General features: G+C 32.2%; 14 protein-coding genes. 8 read left to right on the plus strand and 6 right to left on the minus strand.

Going from position 1 to position 16,860, the window contains the following annotated elements; all coding sequences use genetic code 11:
- Positions 1-261 precede the first annotated feature (261 nt).
- A complete protein-coding gene (locus tag ACM595_RS11825) occupies positions 262-2,313 on the plus strand; it encodes a cation:proton antiporter (protein WP_041079753.1) in 2,052 nt (683 codons plus the stop codon).
- A gap of 766 nt (positions 2,314-3,079) precedes the next feature.
- On the opposite strand, the gene mntC is transcribed toward ACM595_RS11825, so the two are convergent.
- From mntC to ACM595_RS11840, 3 genes are read right to left on the minus strand one after another with little or no spacing between them, the layout of a single operon-like run.
- Positions 3,080-4,009: a manganese ABC transporter substrate-binding lipoprotein MntC gene (mntC, locus tag ACM595_RS11830; RefSeq protein ID WP_037539036.1), complete on the minus strand. Its 930-nt coding sequence runs from the start codon at positions 4,007-4,009 to the stop codon at positions 3,080-3,082.
- Positions 4,006-4,842, minus strand: coding sequence for a metal ABC transporter permease (locus tag ACM595_RS11835; protein WP_100217406.1), 837 nt, complete (start codon positions 4,840-4,842; stop codon positions 4,006-4,008). Before ACM595_RS11835 ends, mntC begins: the two co-directional genes overlap by 4 nt.
- Positions 4,843-4,863: 21 nt before the next feature.
- Complete coding sequence (locus tag ACM595_RS11840) at positions 4,864-5,586, minus strand: metal ABC transporter ATP-binding protein (RefSeq protein ID WP_002484027.1); 723 nt, start codon at positions 5,584-5,586, stop codon at positions 4,864-4,866.
- A gap of 120 nt (positions 5,587-5,706) precedes the next feature.
- Between ACM595_RS11840 and ACM595_RS11845 the strand changes: the two genes are divergently transcribed.
- Positions 5,707-6,351, plus strand: coding sequence for a metal-dependent transcriptional regulator (locus tag ACM595_RS11845; protein WP_041079749.1), 645 nt, complete (start codon positions 5,707-5,709; stop codon positions 6,349-6,351).
- Between the two features lie 99 nt (positions 6,352-6,450).
- Here the strand turns inward: ACM595_RS11845 and ACM595_RS11850 are convergent, their stop codons facing one another.
- Positions 6,451-7,200: a M50 family metallopeptidase gene (locus tag ACM595_RS11850; protein WP_075340122.1), complete on the minus strand. Its 750-nt coding sequence runs from the start codon at positions 7,198-7,200 to the stop codon at positions 6,451-6,453.
- Between the two features lie 302 nt (positions 7,201-7,502).
- Here ACM595_RS11850 and tarA point away from each other — a divergent pair, with 302 nt between their 5' ends.
- Positions 7,503-8,249: an N-acetylglucosaminyldiphosphoundecaprenol N-acetyl-beta-D-mannosaminyltransferase TarA gene (gene tarA / locus ACM595_RS11855; protein ID WP_002484024.1), complete on the plus strand. Its 747-nt coding sequence runs from the start codon at positions 7,503-7,505 to the stop codon at positions 8,247-8,249.
- 172 nt (positions 8,250-8,421) lie between these two features.
- Here the strand turns inward: tarA and tagH are convergent, their stop codons facing one another.
- Positions 8,422-9,216, minus strand: a complete 795-nt coding sequence (gene tagH, locus ACM595_RS11860) for a teichoic acids export ABC transporter ATP-binding subunit TagH (protein WP_011303725.1) — start codon at positions 9,214-9,216, stop codon at positions 8,422-8,424.
- 400 nt (positions 9,217-9,616) lie between these two features.
- Between tagH and ACM595_RS11865 the strand changes: the two genes are divergently transcribed.
- The 4 genes from ACM595_RS11865 (at position 9,617) to tagD (ending at position 13,444) form a co-directional block, all read left to right on the plus strand.
- Positions 9,617-10,417, plus strand: a complete 801-nt coding sequence (locus ACM595_RS11865) for an ABC transporter permease (protein WP_002484022.1) — start codon at positions 9,617-9,619, stop codon at positions 10,415-10,417.
- Positions 10,418-10,808: 391 nt separating this feature from the next.
- Positions 10,809-11,900, plus strand: a complete 1,092-nt coding sequence (tarB, locus tag ACM595_RS11870) for a teichoic acid glycerol-phosphate primase TarB (protein ID WP_037539035.1) — start codon at positions 10,809-10,811, stop codon at positions 11,898-11,900.
- Positions 11,897-12,955, plus strand: a complete 1,059-nt coding sequence (locus ACM595_RS11875; RefSeq protein WP_041079747.1) for a glycosyltransferase family 2 protein — start codon at positions 11,897-11,899, stop codon at positions 12,953-12,955. The genes tarB and ACM595_RS11875 overlap by 4 nt, the downstream gene beginning before the upstream one ends.
- A gap of 90 nt (positions 12,956-13,045) precedes the next feature.
- Positions 13,046-13,444: a glycerol-3-phosphate cytidylyltransferase gene (tagD, locus tag ACM595_RS11880; RefSeq protein ID WP_002484019.1), complete on the plus strand. Its 399-nt coding sequence runs from the start codon at positions 13,046-13,048 to the stop codon at positions 13,442-13,444.
- A 164-nt stretch (positions 13,445-13,608) separates the two neighbouring features.
- Here the strand turns inward: tagD and pbp4 are convergent, their stop codons facing one another.
- Positions 13,609-14,904 (minus strand): penicillin-binding protein PBP4, encoded by a 1,296-nt coding sequence (gene pbp4, locus ACM595_RS11885; protein WP_002484018.1) that lies wholly within the window; start codon positions 14,902-14,904, stop codon positions 13,609-13,611.
- Positions 14,905-15,128: 224 nt separating this feature from the next.
- Between pbp4 and ACM595_RS11890 the strand changes: the two genes are divergently transcribed.
- Positions 15,129-16,847 carry an ABC transporter ATP-binding protein gene (locus tag ACM595_RS11890; RefSeq protein ID WP_069821738.1) on the plus strand — a complete coding sequence of 573 codons (1,719 nt, stop codon included), beginning with the start codon at positions 15,129-15,131 and terminating at the stop codon, positions 16,845-16,847.
- The last annotated feature ends 13 nt before the right edge of the window (positions 16,848-16,860 follow it).

Below are 16,860 nucleotides of genomic sequence, written 5' to 3' on the forward strand. Positions count from 1 at the left end.
GAGTGAATAAATAAAAAATATGTATGAAATATTTTATTTTCAAGTGCAATACGTTTAAGTGATGGGGCATAAAATGATAAAATAAAGTATATTTGTAATTGTGTTTATTTTTAAGTTCATTATCAAATTGGGGAATGAAATTAATTTGATAATTTGTGATTAAGAGTTTGGGACGCAATATATTCATGTAAAGACGATGTTATTTTTTGTTTCAACCTCAACAATTATGAAAGAATAATGACGTTGAAAAGAGGTGAAACCTTGCAAATATTTGAAACTATACTTATATTTTTAGCACTAGTCATATTAAGTTCATTCTTACACACTTTTCTTCCAAAAATACCTTTAGCTTTCATTCAAATTATATTAGGTATGCTATTGTATGTCACACCTATTCCAGTACAATTTAATTTTGATTCAGAATTATTTATGGTGGCTTTAATTGCTCCGTTACTTTTCGTAGAGGGTGTTAAAGTCTCTCGTGTTCATTTAAGGCGATATATTAAACCTGTGCTAATGATGGCATTAGGGTTGGTAGTGACAACTGTGATTGTAGTAGGTTTATTTGTGCATTGGATTTGGCCTGAGTTACCTATGGCAGCTGCTTTTGCGCTCGCTGCAATCTTGTGTCCAACGGATGCCGTTGCAGTCCAAGCAATCACGAATGGCAAAGTACTTCCCAAAGGTTCTATGACAATTTTAGAGGGTGAGTCTTTATTAAATGATGCAGCAGGTATCATATCTTTTAAAATTGCCGTAGCAGCATTGATTACAGGCGGATTTTCAATGGTGAATGCAGTTGAACAATTTTTAATTTCTTCAATTGGTGGATTTATTGTTGGGTTATTAATTGGGGTCGCACTTGTTCGTTTCCGTGTGACGTTGTCAAGACGTGGCATTGAAAATATTAATATGTTTACATTTATCCAACTTGTAACACCATTTATCACATATATCGTTGCCGAAATGTTCCATGCTTCTGGTATTATTGCAGCAGTTGTTGCAGGTTTAGTACATGGTTTTGAACGTGATCGAATTGCTCAAGCACGTACTAGGTTGCAGATGAGTTATAATCACACATGGAATATATTAGGATATGCATTAAATGGATTTGTGTTTTCTATCTTAGGATTTTTAATTCCTGAAGTTGTAGGGAGAATTATTGAGAACGAACCGCATAACTTAATATTCTTAATTACTGTGACATGTCTTATTGCATTAGCAATTTATCTGTTCAGATTTTTATGGGTTTTTGTTTTATATCCGTATTTTTATTTACCAGTGAGCCCGTTCCAAAAAATGATTTCACATAATGAGGATGATCAGAAAACTGCAGAAACCCCGCCAAAAAGAGGTATGTATGCGTTTATAATGACGTTGTGTGGGGTGCATGGTACGATTTCCTTAGCAATCGCACTGACATTGCCATATATGTTAGCAGATCATCATTCATTTATTTTTAGAGATGACCTATTATTTATTGCCTCAGGTATGGTTATTATCAGTTTAATTGTGGCACAGATGATTTTACCAGTCGTTACACCGAATGCTAAAAAACCTAAAATCGTTGGTATGAACTTTAAGCAGGCACGTGTTTATATTTTAGAAAAAGTTATCGATTCATTAAATCAGCAATCCTCAGTTACGTCTAGTTTCCAATATGGTAATGTAATAAAAGATTATCATGATAAGCTAGCATTTTTAAGAACGGTTGAAAATGAAGATGAAAATACTAAAGAGCTTCAGAGACTTCAAAAATTAGCATTTGATGTAGAAAATCAAACATTAAATGGTCTTGTTGAAAATGGCGATATTACTACAAACGTGTTGGATAACTACATGCGTTATACAGAACGAACACAAGTATATAAACAAGCTTCGTTATTACAACGTATCAAAGTTGAAGTAAGAGCAATGATTTTAAAGAGAAGAATACGTACGAAAGTGAAAACGAATGCGGCCTCTCCATTATCTGTTGTAGATAACTTACGTGAGATTTCCAACATTATGCGTACAGTACATTATCGTGTAGTGAGTCGATTAGGCAAAGAAACAACGGAAAACAATAAATTAGAAGTTGGTATGATTTGTGATAGTTATCTTATTCGTATCGATAATTTAACACCTTCCAATTTCTTTAATCCTAAAAATGAGAACTCTATCACGAAAATTAAATTAAGCGCATTAAAAGAGCAACGTCGTATTTTAAATCAACTTGTAGAAGATGAAGAAGTAAGTGAAGTAACAGCTTTAAAAATTCGTGAAGCAATTAATTATGATGAAATGATTATTGTAGATAGTTTAACGGATTGATAAGGTAATAAATAACACTAGATTCCATTTTGGAAGATGGTTATAAACTGCCAACAAAGTCTCCAACTTTGTTGGCAGTTTTTTTGTGAACGCTTTTCGCAGGCACTGTCTTAACCTGTAGTTTTTGGCTAGTATTTTCCCGTAAGAGTCAGTCGAATATGATATGTAAAAGAGGAATACCTGAGCTAAAGCGCATGCATAAGTGTCACTAAGTCATGAAATGAGGAGGAATACTTGAGCTAAAGCTCATGCATAAGCGAAACTAATTTTTTCAAAGTGGAGGAATACCTGAGCTAAAGCGCATGCATAAGTGTCACTAAGTCATGAAATGAGGAGGAATACTTGAGCTAAAGCTCATGCATAAGCGAAACTAATTTTTTCAAAGTGGAGGAATACCTGAGCTAAAGCTCATGCATAAGTGTCACTAAGTCATGAAATGAGGAGGAATACTTGAGCTAAAGCTCATGCATAAGCGAAACTAATTTTTCAAAGTGGAGGAATACCTGAGCTAAAGCTCATGCATAAGTGTCACTAAGTCATGTAATGAGAAGGAATACTTGAGCTAAAGCTCATGCATAAGCGAAACTAATTTTTTCAAAAAAGTTTCGCTAAAAAAACTCCATCAATGGGGGGGAGGAGCCACCATTGATGGAGTGTAAGGGAGATGATTTAAGGCTTGAATACCACCATGCCGTACGCTTAATTAGGAGGGAAGTCGTACGACATGGGACTATTCACCTATGACTAGGTTAATAGCCCGCACCATCTATTCCATGCTGCCGTGTACAGTTTCTATATTCGATTTCATCATATTGTAATATGAATCACCTTTAGAACCTTCTTGTCCGATTGAATCTGTAAATACTTCACCGTATATATCTTTCTTCGTTTCTTCACTTAAACTTTGCATACTCTTCTTATCGACACTTGTCTCGACAAGTAAGTGTTTAAGTTGATTATCTTTCACGAATTCAATTGCTTGTTTCATTTGTTCAGGAGTACCTTGTTTTTCAGTATTAATTTCCCAAATATAACCTGGCTTAATGTCGTATTGTTTAGAGAAATATTTAAAAGCACCTTCACTTGTAATCATTGCTCTGTGATCTTTTGGAATATCATTGAATTTTTCGTGACTCTCTTTATTTAATGATTCTAATTTAGCGATATAGTCTTTACTATGAGATTCGATATCTTCTTTGTGTTTTTCATCATGTTTTAATAAGGTATCACGTATCGTTTCAACATATTTAATCCCATTTTCTAAACTTAGCCATGCATGAGGATCTTGTTTAGATTCATCGCCTTCAGCACCATTTAAATAAAAAGGTTTTACTTTTTCAGATACTTTAACCACACTTTCATCTTTAGTTGATTTATTAGCTTGAGATAACGCTTTGTCGAACCAACCATTACCAGTTTCTAAATTTAAGCCATTATAGAAAACAATATCTGCATCTGTTAATGCTTTGATGTCTTTTGGTTTTACTTCATATTCATGAGGATCTTGACCAACAGGGACAATACTATGAATTTCGACATTATCACCACCGGCATTTTTCACCATATCGTATAAAATAGAGTTAGTCGTAACGACTTTTAGTTTTTCATTTGAATTTGAGTTTGAATCACTTTTTCCATTACTACATGCTGCTAAAAATAATAGTAGGATAAGTGCAATCGATATTAACTTTTTCATATTTGTTGTCCTTTCTTATTGAAAATATTGAATTTGTTTAAAATGAATATCACAACATAAATTATAAATGCACAGAATACAATTGTGGCACCACTTGGAATGTTATAAACATAACTAATATACAAACCAACAATTGCACTAATCGTACTTATAATACTTGAAATAATCATCATAGTATGTAATTTTTTGGCAATTAAAAATGCTGCAGAAGCAGGTGTAATCAATAGTGCTACTACTAAGATAATGCCAACGGTTTGAATACTTGCGACAGTTACGAGAGATAATAACAACATTACAAAATAATGAAATACAGTTGTATTTAATCCGCTCATTCTACTGAAAACTGGATCAAATGTAGATACCATTAATGGTCTATAAAAAATGATGATTAACACCATTACAATGATACCTACAATAATAGTTGACCAAAATGTAGATTGTGTAACAGCAAGTAAATTACCGAATAATATATGATATAAATCAGTGGTACTGTTAATCAAACTGATTAAAATAACACCTGTGGCTAAAAATGCTGTAAAACTAATCCCAATGGCAGCATCTGGTTTGGTTTTACTATTTTTAGTAATGAAGCCAATGAAAATACTTGCAATCATACCTGTAATTAATGCACCAATAAACATTGGTATACCAAATAAAAATGATAATGCAACACCAGGTAATACGGCATGACTCATTGCATCACCCATAAGTGAAAGTCCCCTTAAAACAATAAGACAGCCAACAGTACCACATACAATCCCAACAACAATTGAAATGATTAGGGCGTTGCTCAAAAATTTATAGTCTAGCAAATGTTGTAAAAATTCCATAATAAGTTAAGTCCTTTCTAAAAATTAAGTCGTTCCGCTTTGTACTGTGGCATTTAAAAACGTTTTGTTTAGATTTTCTGGTTGCATAGCGGTAATGCTATCCCCAAAATAGCGAATATTTCTATTTAATAGAATGACACGATCAAAGTATTCTTCGGTTTTAGATAGATCATGATGGACAATGAGTAATAATTTGCCTTCCTCTTTTAACTTGCGTAATTGATGCATAATGATTTGTTCACTATGGAAATCAATCCCTACAAAAGGTTCATCTAATAAGTACAAGGTACTTTCAGACATTAAAGCACGTGCTACAAGTACACGTTGTAATTGACCGCCACTTAATTCTGAAATTTGACGGTGACGCAAGTCTTCTAATTCCAAAGTTTGCATTAATTGATTTAAGCGCTGTTTCGTAGTTGGGGTCACCCACCTAAACCAACCGATATCTTTGTAAGCTCCTGATAAGACTACATGCTCCACATTTATAGGAAAATCTAAATCTATGTGTGCTTTTTGAGGAATATAAGTGACATGTTTCAAATTATTTTGTATGGAATCATCATTTAACTGAGCAGAACCTGTTGGTTTGAATTCGCCAATCAGTGATTTAATCAATGAGGATTTCCCTGCACCATTAGGACCCATAATACCTATGATTTCGCCCTGAATAGGTATGGATAAATTAATATCTTGAAGTACATGTTTATTCCCAAGTGTAAGATTTAAGTTTTCTACCTTTAACATTTTAAACCTCCTTAATAATATTTTTAGTCTAACCTAATTTAATTTATAATATACCATGAACTTTTAGCGTGTCAAGTTGATTCGTGATACAATAAGGTGAATGATTTGAGAGGTGAGATAATGCTAACTGAAGAAAAAGAAGACTATTTAAAAGCAATTTTAACGCATGATGGTGACCATTCTTTTGTTTCGAATAAGACGCTATCCCAATATTTAACTATTAAGCCACCATCTGTAAGTGAGATGGTTAATCGTTTGGAGAAGTCAGGGTATGTTGAAACAAAACCATATAAAGGTGTAAAGCTTTCAGAGGAAGGTTTAACATATACATTAGATATCATTAAACGCCATAGATTATTAGAATTATTTTTAATAAAAATTTTGCAATATAATTGGGAAGAGGTACATCAAGAAGCAGAAGTACTGGAACACAAAGTATCTCACTTATTTGTGGAGCGTTTAGATAAGTTATTAGATTATCCAATCACATGTCCACATGGCGGTATTATCCCGAGAAATAATCAATATAAAGAATTATATACAACCAATTTATTAGCGTTTGATACTGGTGATACAGTGACAATCAAACGTGTACGTGATAGAACGGACTTATTAATCTACTTATCAAGTAAAGATATATTGATTGATGAACGTATTGAAATCTTGAGTAAAGATGATACAAATAAAGTTATTATTGTAAAGAAAGATGAGCAAATTACAGTATTAAGTTATGACAATGCCGCGCATATATACGCTGAAATTTAAACTTTCTGGTAACCGTGCATAACATAGTTGAAAAACATAAAAAAGCAACCGCCTAAAAATTGAGCGGTTGCTTTTTGCATGATAGAAACCATTTTACTGTCAGAATGAAAAATAAGATTGTAGTAGATGATAAATTGTAAATAGATTAATGGCAATCCATATTAAACTAAATAAGGTCGTTGGCAAATGCGTGAGTTCTTTGAGTGTCGTGCCATCCCATGAGACACTTTGACGTGAAAATGTTAGCTTGAAAATCGTCCAAGATGATTGAAAAACTTCGCCGAGTAACACACCTAAAATAAAATGATAGCTAATGGATACGATATAAAGCATCATTTGTTGATTATCACTTTGGAATAAAAAATATAGTAAAGCAATGAGCAATAAGATAATTAAAATAGGGACTAACTTTCTAGATGTTAACGCTAGAAAGTAAATGAAAATGATTAAGTAAGCTGTAATAAATAAACTAGGATATTGATTTTCTAGCGCTAAAAATCCTAAAAGCAACATTAATGGGGGCATGATGTAACCGCCAAATGTTGTGATAGCTTGACCTAACGTTGATTTAGATTGAGTTATCGCGAATCCTTGTTGAGAAGTTTCTATACGTTCTGAAGGTTTAGCAACAATAACTAAATCTTTTGCTTTACCACCACTTATTTTATTGAATAAGATATGGCCAAATTCATGCGTTAGTACTGGGATATAATTTAAATAAATATCGAGTATCTGGTTTACAGATTTATATCTGTAAGTATGAATGATGATATAAATTAATGCAATAATCAGAACCCAAATTAAGTTGAGTTGTATCGTAGAACTTAAAAATGCTTGTATTTTTGTCATAATGTAACCTCAGTTTAGAATTCCTACAATCTCTTTTTTAATTGAGATTGTTATAGCATAAACTTAATTATAAAGTAATTTAATATAGAAAGCATTTGGACTTTTGACGTAGATTGTGGTTAAAGTTGAATATTAAAAGCATGCGCATATAACGTTTAGAGTTGAATTTATGCTTATGATAATAAATTTAGATCAGTATAGGTTACAAAATCGTTTAATTTATAGTCACGTGTACTTATTGAATATGTTACTATGACAATAATAAATTGATAAGATGTATTTGAGTGAGGAGATTCTAAATCATGATGGAAAACAACCATATAGATAAAATAGATGTGTTATCTGTCTATTTTGATAATGTGACATTATTGGAAATGCGCAACAATATTAAGCGATTTTTTCTGGCAGATGAAGGGGAAAATTTATTTATCGTTACTGCAAATCCTGAAATTGTGGACTATGCTACAGAAAACGAAGCATATCGTAAATTAATTAATAGTGCAGATTATGTTATTCCAGATGGAACTGGTATAGTCAAAGCGGCAAGTATACTGAAAACACCATTGAAGACGCGAGTACCTGGAATTGAATTAATGGAAGAATGTTTAAAAATTGCAAATGCTAATAACCAAAAAGTTTTTTTATTAGGTGCTAAAAATGATGTTGTGATGAAGGCAGAACAGAAACTTACTGAGAAATATCCAGATATAAACTTTGATTTTCATCATGGTTTCTTTGATTTAACAGATGAAATGGTATTAAAACAAGTCACATCATTTAATCCCGATTATATCTTTGTGGGTATGGGTTATCCGAGACAAGAGCAATGGATAGAGCGACATGCACACCGTTTTAATAAAACGGTACTCATGGGTGTAGGTGGCTCAATTGAAGTGTTTAGTGGGACGAAAAAAAGAGCGCCTGTATTATTTAGAAAAATGAATTTAGAATGGGTATATCGCTTACTTATTGATTGGAAACGTATCGGTAGAATCAAAGCGATTCCCAATTTTTTGTATAAAGTATTTAAATTGAGATTAAAGAAATAACATTAGATAGCACAGTGATTGTAATCTGTTATTCATAAAACAGGTTGTAGTTTTAAGTTAGTGTCATAAGCAAAAATATTACTTGAGCTGAATTTTACTTAAGTACATATAAATTAGGAGTCCGAGACATGGGTTTATTGATGTCTCGGACTCCTATTTAAATTTAAGTCATTTATTTTACAACAAATCTTGAACTATCTAAGTCATTTCTGAATTTCTTTTGTTCTCCTTTAGAACGCTTTTTAAAGTCGTTTAAGAATTTTTCATATTCAGGGAGAACGTCGTCTAATTCACCGAATTGTTTAAGTTTGCCTGCTTCAATCCAAGCAATTTTAGTACAGAATTCACGTACTTGTTTCATATTATGACTAACAAAGAATATCGTTTTACCTTGTTCTTTATATTCAAATATCTTATCTAAACATTTTTGCGCAAAGGTTTGGTCACCTACAGATAATGCTTCATCGATGACGAGAATGTCAGGGTTAGTTGTAATGTTGATAGAGAAACCGAGCTTAGCACGCATACCACTTGAATATTTTTTTACAGGTTGATATATAAATTCACCTAGTTCACTAAATTCAATGATTTCAGGTGTGAGCTTTTTAATTTGCTTACGCGTAAAGCCCATACAAAGCATTTTGAATTCAATGTTTTCAATACCTGTTAATTGACCATTTAATCCTGCATTAATCGCAATGACACTTACATCACCATCACGTTTGATATCGCCTTCAGTAGGAGACAGAGAGCCACCAATCATATTACTCAAAGTAGATTTACCCGAGCCATTTATACCTACTAAACCGATGACATCACCTTCATAAGCCGTTAATGATAAATCATTTAATGCATAGAACGTTTTATTTTTATGAAAAGGAACAATGACATCCTTTAAACGTTCTTTATTATTACGATAAATACGATATTCTTTAGTTACATGTTCAATGTTAACCGATACGTTCATATTTTTACCTTCCTTGTTTACAGTTAATACCATTATATTATACATTATATTAGTTGTTAAATTTATTAACCTATTGTAAAGTAAGTGAGTACAATTTAACATAATTATTACTTATACAGTTGTTAAATTTTACTGAATATACATTATAAAATCAACTATTAATGATAAAGTTAAAAAATAATATAGATACGAAACGCTTTTATCTGAATTTATAATAACTATTTTTCATTATTTTAATATATAACATGCTAACTTAATAACACTTTTCAAAATGAGTCATATGCGAATAGAATGAAAGTTGTTATGTAACGACATAAAGCGTATATTGGAATTGAATACAATAAATAGCGTCATGAATAAATGATGATAAGCAAATCGATTGAAAGTGTGGTTTATTTAAATGAATGCAGTGTGGATAGTATTTAGAGAGCATTTTAAAAATTTCTATCTTATACAAAGGCTTGCGCAGTTCCAAGTGAAAATTACGAATACGAATAATTATTTAGGTATGGCTTGGGAATTAATTAATCCAGCGATGCAAATTATGGTTTATTGGTTTGTCTTTGGTCTGGGTATTAGAAGTAATAATCCTATAGACGGTGTGCCATTTATTTATTGGTTACTCGTAGGTATAAGTATGTGGTTCTTTGTTAACCAAGGTATTTTAGAAGGAACAAAGTCAATAGCAACGAAGTATAATCATGTAGCGAAGATGAATTTTCCGTTATCCATCATCCCTTCCTATATTGTAATGAGTAGATTCTACGGTCATCTAGCATTACTCGTTGTTGTTATATTCATATGTATGTTAGCTGGCTATTATCCAACAATTTATACATTACAACTGTTTTTATACGTACCATTTGCACTAATCCTTACAACAGCGATTGCTTTGTTCACCTCTACATTAGGTGTACTCGTTAAAGATACGCAACAGGCAATTCAAGCTTTAATGAGAATGGTATTCTTTGCTTCATCTATTTTAATTGTACCGCCAGAAGGTATTGTAAAAGATGTAATGAAATTAAATCCGATTTATTATTTAGCAGAGGCATATCGTTCTGCTGTGTTACACAAAGAGTGGTACTTTATTACACATTGGGAATTAACGTTGTATAACATGTTTATTATTATACTTCTGTTTATACTCGGTTCAATACTTCATATGCGTTATCGAGATCATTTTGCAGATTTCATGTAAATAAGTAGATATTTAAAGTATAGAGAATGCTGAATCAATGAATTTAGCGCGTGATATATTGAAATCAAAGTCTGGGACATAATGATATGTCTCAGACTTTTTTACACTCAACATAATTGCTTACTACGCTTTAGAACTACTGTGATTTGCGTGAAATGAGCCGTATAAATGCATGAATTTAAGTGCATGTAATCCTATTAAAATTTTGGCGGTTATTATAAAGGCCTTTCAACATTTGTATTAAGTATGAAATGCGAAAGATGTACGGATTTGCATTGGTTCAATAAAATTGAGTATTTCAAATGGATAAAAAGGATTTTTCTATAATTTTCTATTTATGATAGATATAATATAAACAAGCGCATTGAAAAAATAATTGGCGGTGAACGTAGTGAGACAACTTATTAAAAATTTATATATGGGTATAATTCGCTTTTTGAATTTAATATATATAAAGAAGAAAGTACAAAGTAAGCATATTGTTATCATGATGACATTTGCTGAAGACGTGTGTCCAATCGTTGAAGCATTATACCGAAAAGGGTACGCAATCACTGTGATTGGAAATGAAGAAAATCGTAAATATTTACAACAATTTGAAACAATAAACTTTTTACCGGCGGGTAATAAGCGTGTATTTAAACATATCAAAGCACTTAGTTCTGCAAAAGTCATCGTTATTGATACGTATTATTTAATGCTTGGAGGATTAAAGAAAAAACCGAACCAAACCATTATTCAAACATGGCATGCAGCAGGTGCATTGAAACAATTTGGATTAACGGATCATCAAGTGGATTTATCCAATGCTAAAATGGTGAATCAATATAGAAAAGTCTATAATGCGACAGATAAGTATCTGGTAGGCGGTGAACCAATGATTGAATGTTTCAAAGCATCTTTTGAGGCGTCAGACGACCAATTTTTAAGAACTGGACTACCAAGGTTGGTTCCTTATACGAGACTCGATGTAGTAAAAAGGCAGAATGAATTGAAAAAACAATATGGTATAGAGGGGAAGGTAGCAATTTACGTCCCCACTTATCGTGAACATAAGCAAGCCAATCGTCAAATTGATAAAAGCCAATTTGAAGCAGCGTTACCAGAGTATACGCTACTTAGCAACTTACATCCTTCTATCGCAACAGAAGACCAAACAGCGATTAATTTACAATCAATGATGATTTTAGCTGATGTGATCATAAGTGATTATAGCTCATTAGCGATTGAAGCTAGTATTTTAGATAAGCCATCATTATTTTATGTCTATGATGAAGCGCAGTATGAGGAAGAGCGAGGATTAAATACATTTTATAAAGCTATTCCTGAAGCATATAAAGCCTATACAGAAACAGAATTAATAGAAAAGCTAAAAGATCATGATGTACAATTACCCCCTTTATTTAATGATTGGCACGAGTATAATGCCAAAGATAGTTTGACTAAAGTTATTAATGAAATAGAGAAAATGGTGAAAATATGAAAATTTCAATTATCATTCCTGTATTTAATGCAGTGAATACAATTCGTAGAGCAATTGCATCCGTTGATACGAAACAAAATTATGAAATTATATGTATCAATGATGGCTCAACAGATGATAGTAAAATAGAACTCGAAAAACTTCAAAATGAATACAAGCATGTCATTATTATTAATCAAGAGAATCAAGGTGCGGCAGCTAGTAGAAATGTTGGGCTTGCTAATATGACAGGTGATGTATTTATGTTTTTAGATGCAGATGATGAATTTTTGCCAAGCAGAATTGATTTTATGGCAGATTATTATCAGCAAGATGACAATGTGGATATTGTAATTGGTCAAATTGGTCGTGAAAAAGATGGCGATTGGCAAACGATTTATTCACATCAAGCTATTCAAAAACTTGATAAAGTCAATCTCGCACAATGTCCAGATATGATGCAATCTATCGGTCCGGGCGCTAAAATGTTTAACGCCAAATTTGCAGACTTACGCTTCGATGAAGATGTGGTGTTCTGTGAAGAACATACTTTTATTATTAATGCATATAAAAAAGCACATGATATTCAACTATTACCTGATATTGTGTATGGTTATAACGAGCAAGAAGGGTCCGTAACAGATCAACGTGCAGAGCAATTTGCTTCGTATATGCAAGATGCAGTTAAAGTAAGAGCGCGTGTTATGGATACGTTATTACTTAGAGAATCAAGAATTTATTATAGCTACCGCATGGATGAGTTGATTGTCAGTTATTTATTGCAATCATATATTGAAAAGCATGACATAATAACACAACAATTATTAGATTTAGTTATTGCATACATGATGGAAATGCAGAAAACAGATTACGATGGTGCAGCGATGTTTAGAATTGTAAAAGTGATTGAGCAAGGCAGTAAAAAGTGGAATAAAGCGCTGTATCAACAATGGAGAGATACATTGTTAAAGGTTGGTATTGGTAGACCGAATTATTATCGCTTTAAAGCGGAAATTTTACCCAAACGCGCTCGATTCAGAGGAAGAATGAAATTGAAACAAATTTTAAACCGATAAAAACAGTCGATATTCGTAAACTTGTATGGAATATGCTATAATTTTTAAAATGTAAAATTTAAGTAAATTTTTTGTTAAGGAGTATAGTTTATGAAACGAGTAATTACTTATGGCACATATGATTTATTACATTATGGTCATATTGAATTGTTAAGAAGAGCAAGAGAAATGGGTGACTATTTAATAGTTGCTTTATCAACAGATGAGTTTAATCGCATTAAAAATAAAAAATCTTATTATAACTTTGAACAACGTAAAATGATGTTAGAATCCATACGTTATGTTGACCTTGTTATCCCAGAAAGTGGTTGGGGCCAAAAAGAAATTGACGTTGATCGCTATGAAGTGGATACTTTTGTAATGGGCCATGATTGGGAAGGCGAATTTGATTTCTTAAAAGACAAATGTGAAGTGATATATCTTAATCGTACAGAGGGTATATCTACAACTAAAATTAAAAAAGAATTATATGGTGATAGTGAAAAGTAAAATGTGCTATATAAATGGAACTTGTTTTGAAAAAATTAAATAACACATAAAAAGGTTGTTGAGGTGAACTGACTTCAACAACCTTTTTATGTGTAAAAAATGGAAGTGGTACAGAAATCAAATTTTTTATTGAGATTTCGTAGTCCCACTCCCATCGGGTAATATTATTTTTTATTACGTGATTTTTTTCTGAATAAGTCGATAATAAGATAAATAACAATGGCTATGGCTACAATGATTAAAATGGTACCTAATAATGTTAAGATTGGATGTTCATCCCAAGATGATTTTACAATTGTTGTTGCTTGATGTACAAGTGGTTTATTAACATTAACTGATGGTGGACCATATTTATCTGAAATAAATTCACGGTCATAGTCGATATGTGCTTTGTCATCTTCAATAACGACTTTGTAGTCGTTTTTATCGAAGTCTTTTGGTAATACATCGTAAAGATCTTTTTCAACAAAATACGTTTTACCGTTAATTTTTTGTTCGCCTTTTGATAATATTTTTGTATATTTATATTGATCAAAGGACATGTTCATCAATCCATTACCTATCATATTACGTTGTTTTTCGCCGCCAAGGTTTTTATAGTCGCCGGCGCCCATGATAACTTGATTAATTCGGAAACCATCACGTTTGGTTGTAATGGTATGGTTGTAATCGGCGATATCACTTGAACCTGTTTTTAATCCGTCAGTACCTTCTAGGCTCATATCGGCACCTTCAAGTGAATGGTTAAATGTATAATAAGTTACACCGTGTTGGGTTGGCGCAAGTTGTTTAGTAAAATCTAAAATTTTTGGTGTATCTTGTACAGCATGTTGTGATAAAATGCCAAAGTCTTTAGCAGTTGACGTATTATTGTCTTCGTTTTTGTATTTTTTAGGTGCGAAATCTTTTAATTGTTTATTTTCAGCACCAGTAGGGTTTACAAAATGCGTATCTTTCATGCCTAATGATTTTGCTTTTGAATTCATCTTGTCTGTAAAGTCTGAAAGATTCCCAGAAACTTCTTTAGCTAAAATAAGCGCAGCAGCATTACTAGAGTTAGACACCGTAATTTGTAATAACTCTTTGATCGTATATGTTTCACCTGGATAAAGTTTTGTATTACTTAGTTCAGGAAGTGTAGACATTCTATAGTGTTCATCTGTGATTTTAACCTTATCATTTAAAGACAAATCACCTTTATTTACTGCTTCGAGTGTTAAATACATGGTCATTAATTTAGTCATCGAAGCGGGATACCATGTTTTATTGATATTGTATTGATATAATAGTTGCCCTGTTTGCGAAACATTAATGGCGCCTTCTGGTTGATATGAATCTGTGACATTATAGCCATATTGATTAGCAGCCTGAGTTGGCGTAATGCTTTCAGCTTGTGCAAAAGGTGTTATAATTGTACCAATGAAGAGTACAGTTATAATAGTTAGTATAAACTTTCTCATAATGACATTCCCTCTTAATATATTCAGTTTTGGTGCAATAGAAATATTTTAGCATATTGCAAACTTATAATAAAATATAACCCTATTAGTTTAGGGTATTTGTGGAATGGAAAAGGGTTGTGTAAAATAGAATCAGTTGAATTGTAATTCATTTAATGAAATTTTTAAATTTCTGCTCAATTATCGTATAAAAGAAATAAAAATTTTAAGAAGAGGTCAAAAACATGAAGCAAGAGAATCCATTATTCTACTTATTCAAAAAATTATCATGGCCGGTAGGGCTGATTATTATTGCCGTATTGATTTCTTCATTAGGTAGTATTACAGGACTACTCGTACCATTTTTCACAGGTAAGCTTGTGGACAAATTTTCATTTGAAAATATGAATTGGATGTTTGTCGCTGGATTCATTTCTATTTTTATAGTAAATGCATTATTGAGTGGGATTGGTTTATATTTACTAAGCAAAATTGGAGAAAAAATTATTTATGCCATTCGTTCTGTGTTATGGCGCCATATCATTCATTTGAAAATGCCATTCTTTGATCAAAACGAAAGTGGGCAATTAATGAGTCGTTTAACAGATGATACGAAAGTAATTAATGAATTTATTTCTCAGAAATTACCCAATCTCTTACCTTCTGTGCTAACGATCATTGGATCTATGATTATGTTATTTGTCATGGATTGGCAGATGACGTTATTAACATTTATTACGATACCTATTTTTGTATTGATTATGATACCACTCGGTAAAGTAATGCAAAACATTTCTAAAAAAACTCAGTCAGAAATCGCGAATTTCAGTGGTTTGTTAGGACGTGTTTTAACAGAAATGCGTTTAGTAAAGGTTTCTCATACTGAAGATTTAGAATTGGATAATGCACATAAAAATTTAAAAGAAATATACTTTTTAGGATTGAAACAGGCTAAAATTACTGCCATCATCCAACCGATATCAGGTGTGATTATGCTACTCACGATTGCCATTATATTAGGTTTTGGTGCAATCAGAATTTCGACAGGGGCAATAACAGCCGGTACGTTAATTGCCATGATATTTTATGTAATCCAACTGTCATCCCCATTAATTAATTTATCAACTTTAGTTACAGACTATAAAAAGGCAGTTGGTGCCAGTAGTCGTATCTATGAAATTATGGAAGAACCAACGGAACTTTTAAATGTCACTCAAGCATCAGAAATTAATGATGGCAGCTTAATATTTGAAAACGTTGATTTTAAGTATGGTACGAAACCCATACTTTCGGATGTTAATTTTGAAATACCTCCAAGTAAAGTCACAGCATTTGTAGGTCCCTCAGGATCAGGTAAGAGTACAATCTTTAATATTATAGAGCGTATGTACGATATTGAAGATGGCGATATTACATATGGTGGTAATTCAATTTACGATATTGCATTAGGGCAATGGCGTGAAAAAATAGGCTATGTCATGCAATCCAATTCAATGATGAACGGTACTATTAAGGATAATATTTTATATGGTATTAATCGGGAAGTCACTGATGAAGAATTGATTCATTACGCGAAGTTAGCAAATTGTCATGAATTTATTGAACAGTTTGAAGATGGTTACGATACGGTCGTCGGTGAACGTGGATTGAAACTATCAGGTGGCCAACGTCAACGTATCGATGTTGCCCGTTGTTTTGTTAAAAATCCAGATATCTTATTACTTGATGAAGCTACTGCTAATTTAGATAGTGAGAGCGAACGGAAAATACAAGACGCATTAGAGGAATTAATGGAAAATCGTACGACGGTTGTTATCGCACATAGACTTTCTACTATTAAAAAAGCGGAGCAAATTATCTTTATTGATGCTGGAAAAGTAACAGGTAGAGGTACACATCAAGAACTAATTACTAATCATGAAAAATATCAACAATTTGTAAACACACAGAACTTAACAAAATAAAAAGAACAGAAAC

This window comes from Staphylococcus sp. LKG3-1, from assembly GCF_048568385.1.
Lineage (GTDB): Bacteria > Bacillota > Bacilli > Staphylococcales > Staphylococcaceae > Staphylococcus > Staphylococcus saprophyticus.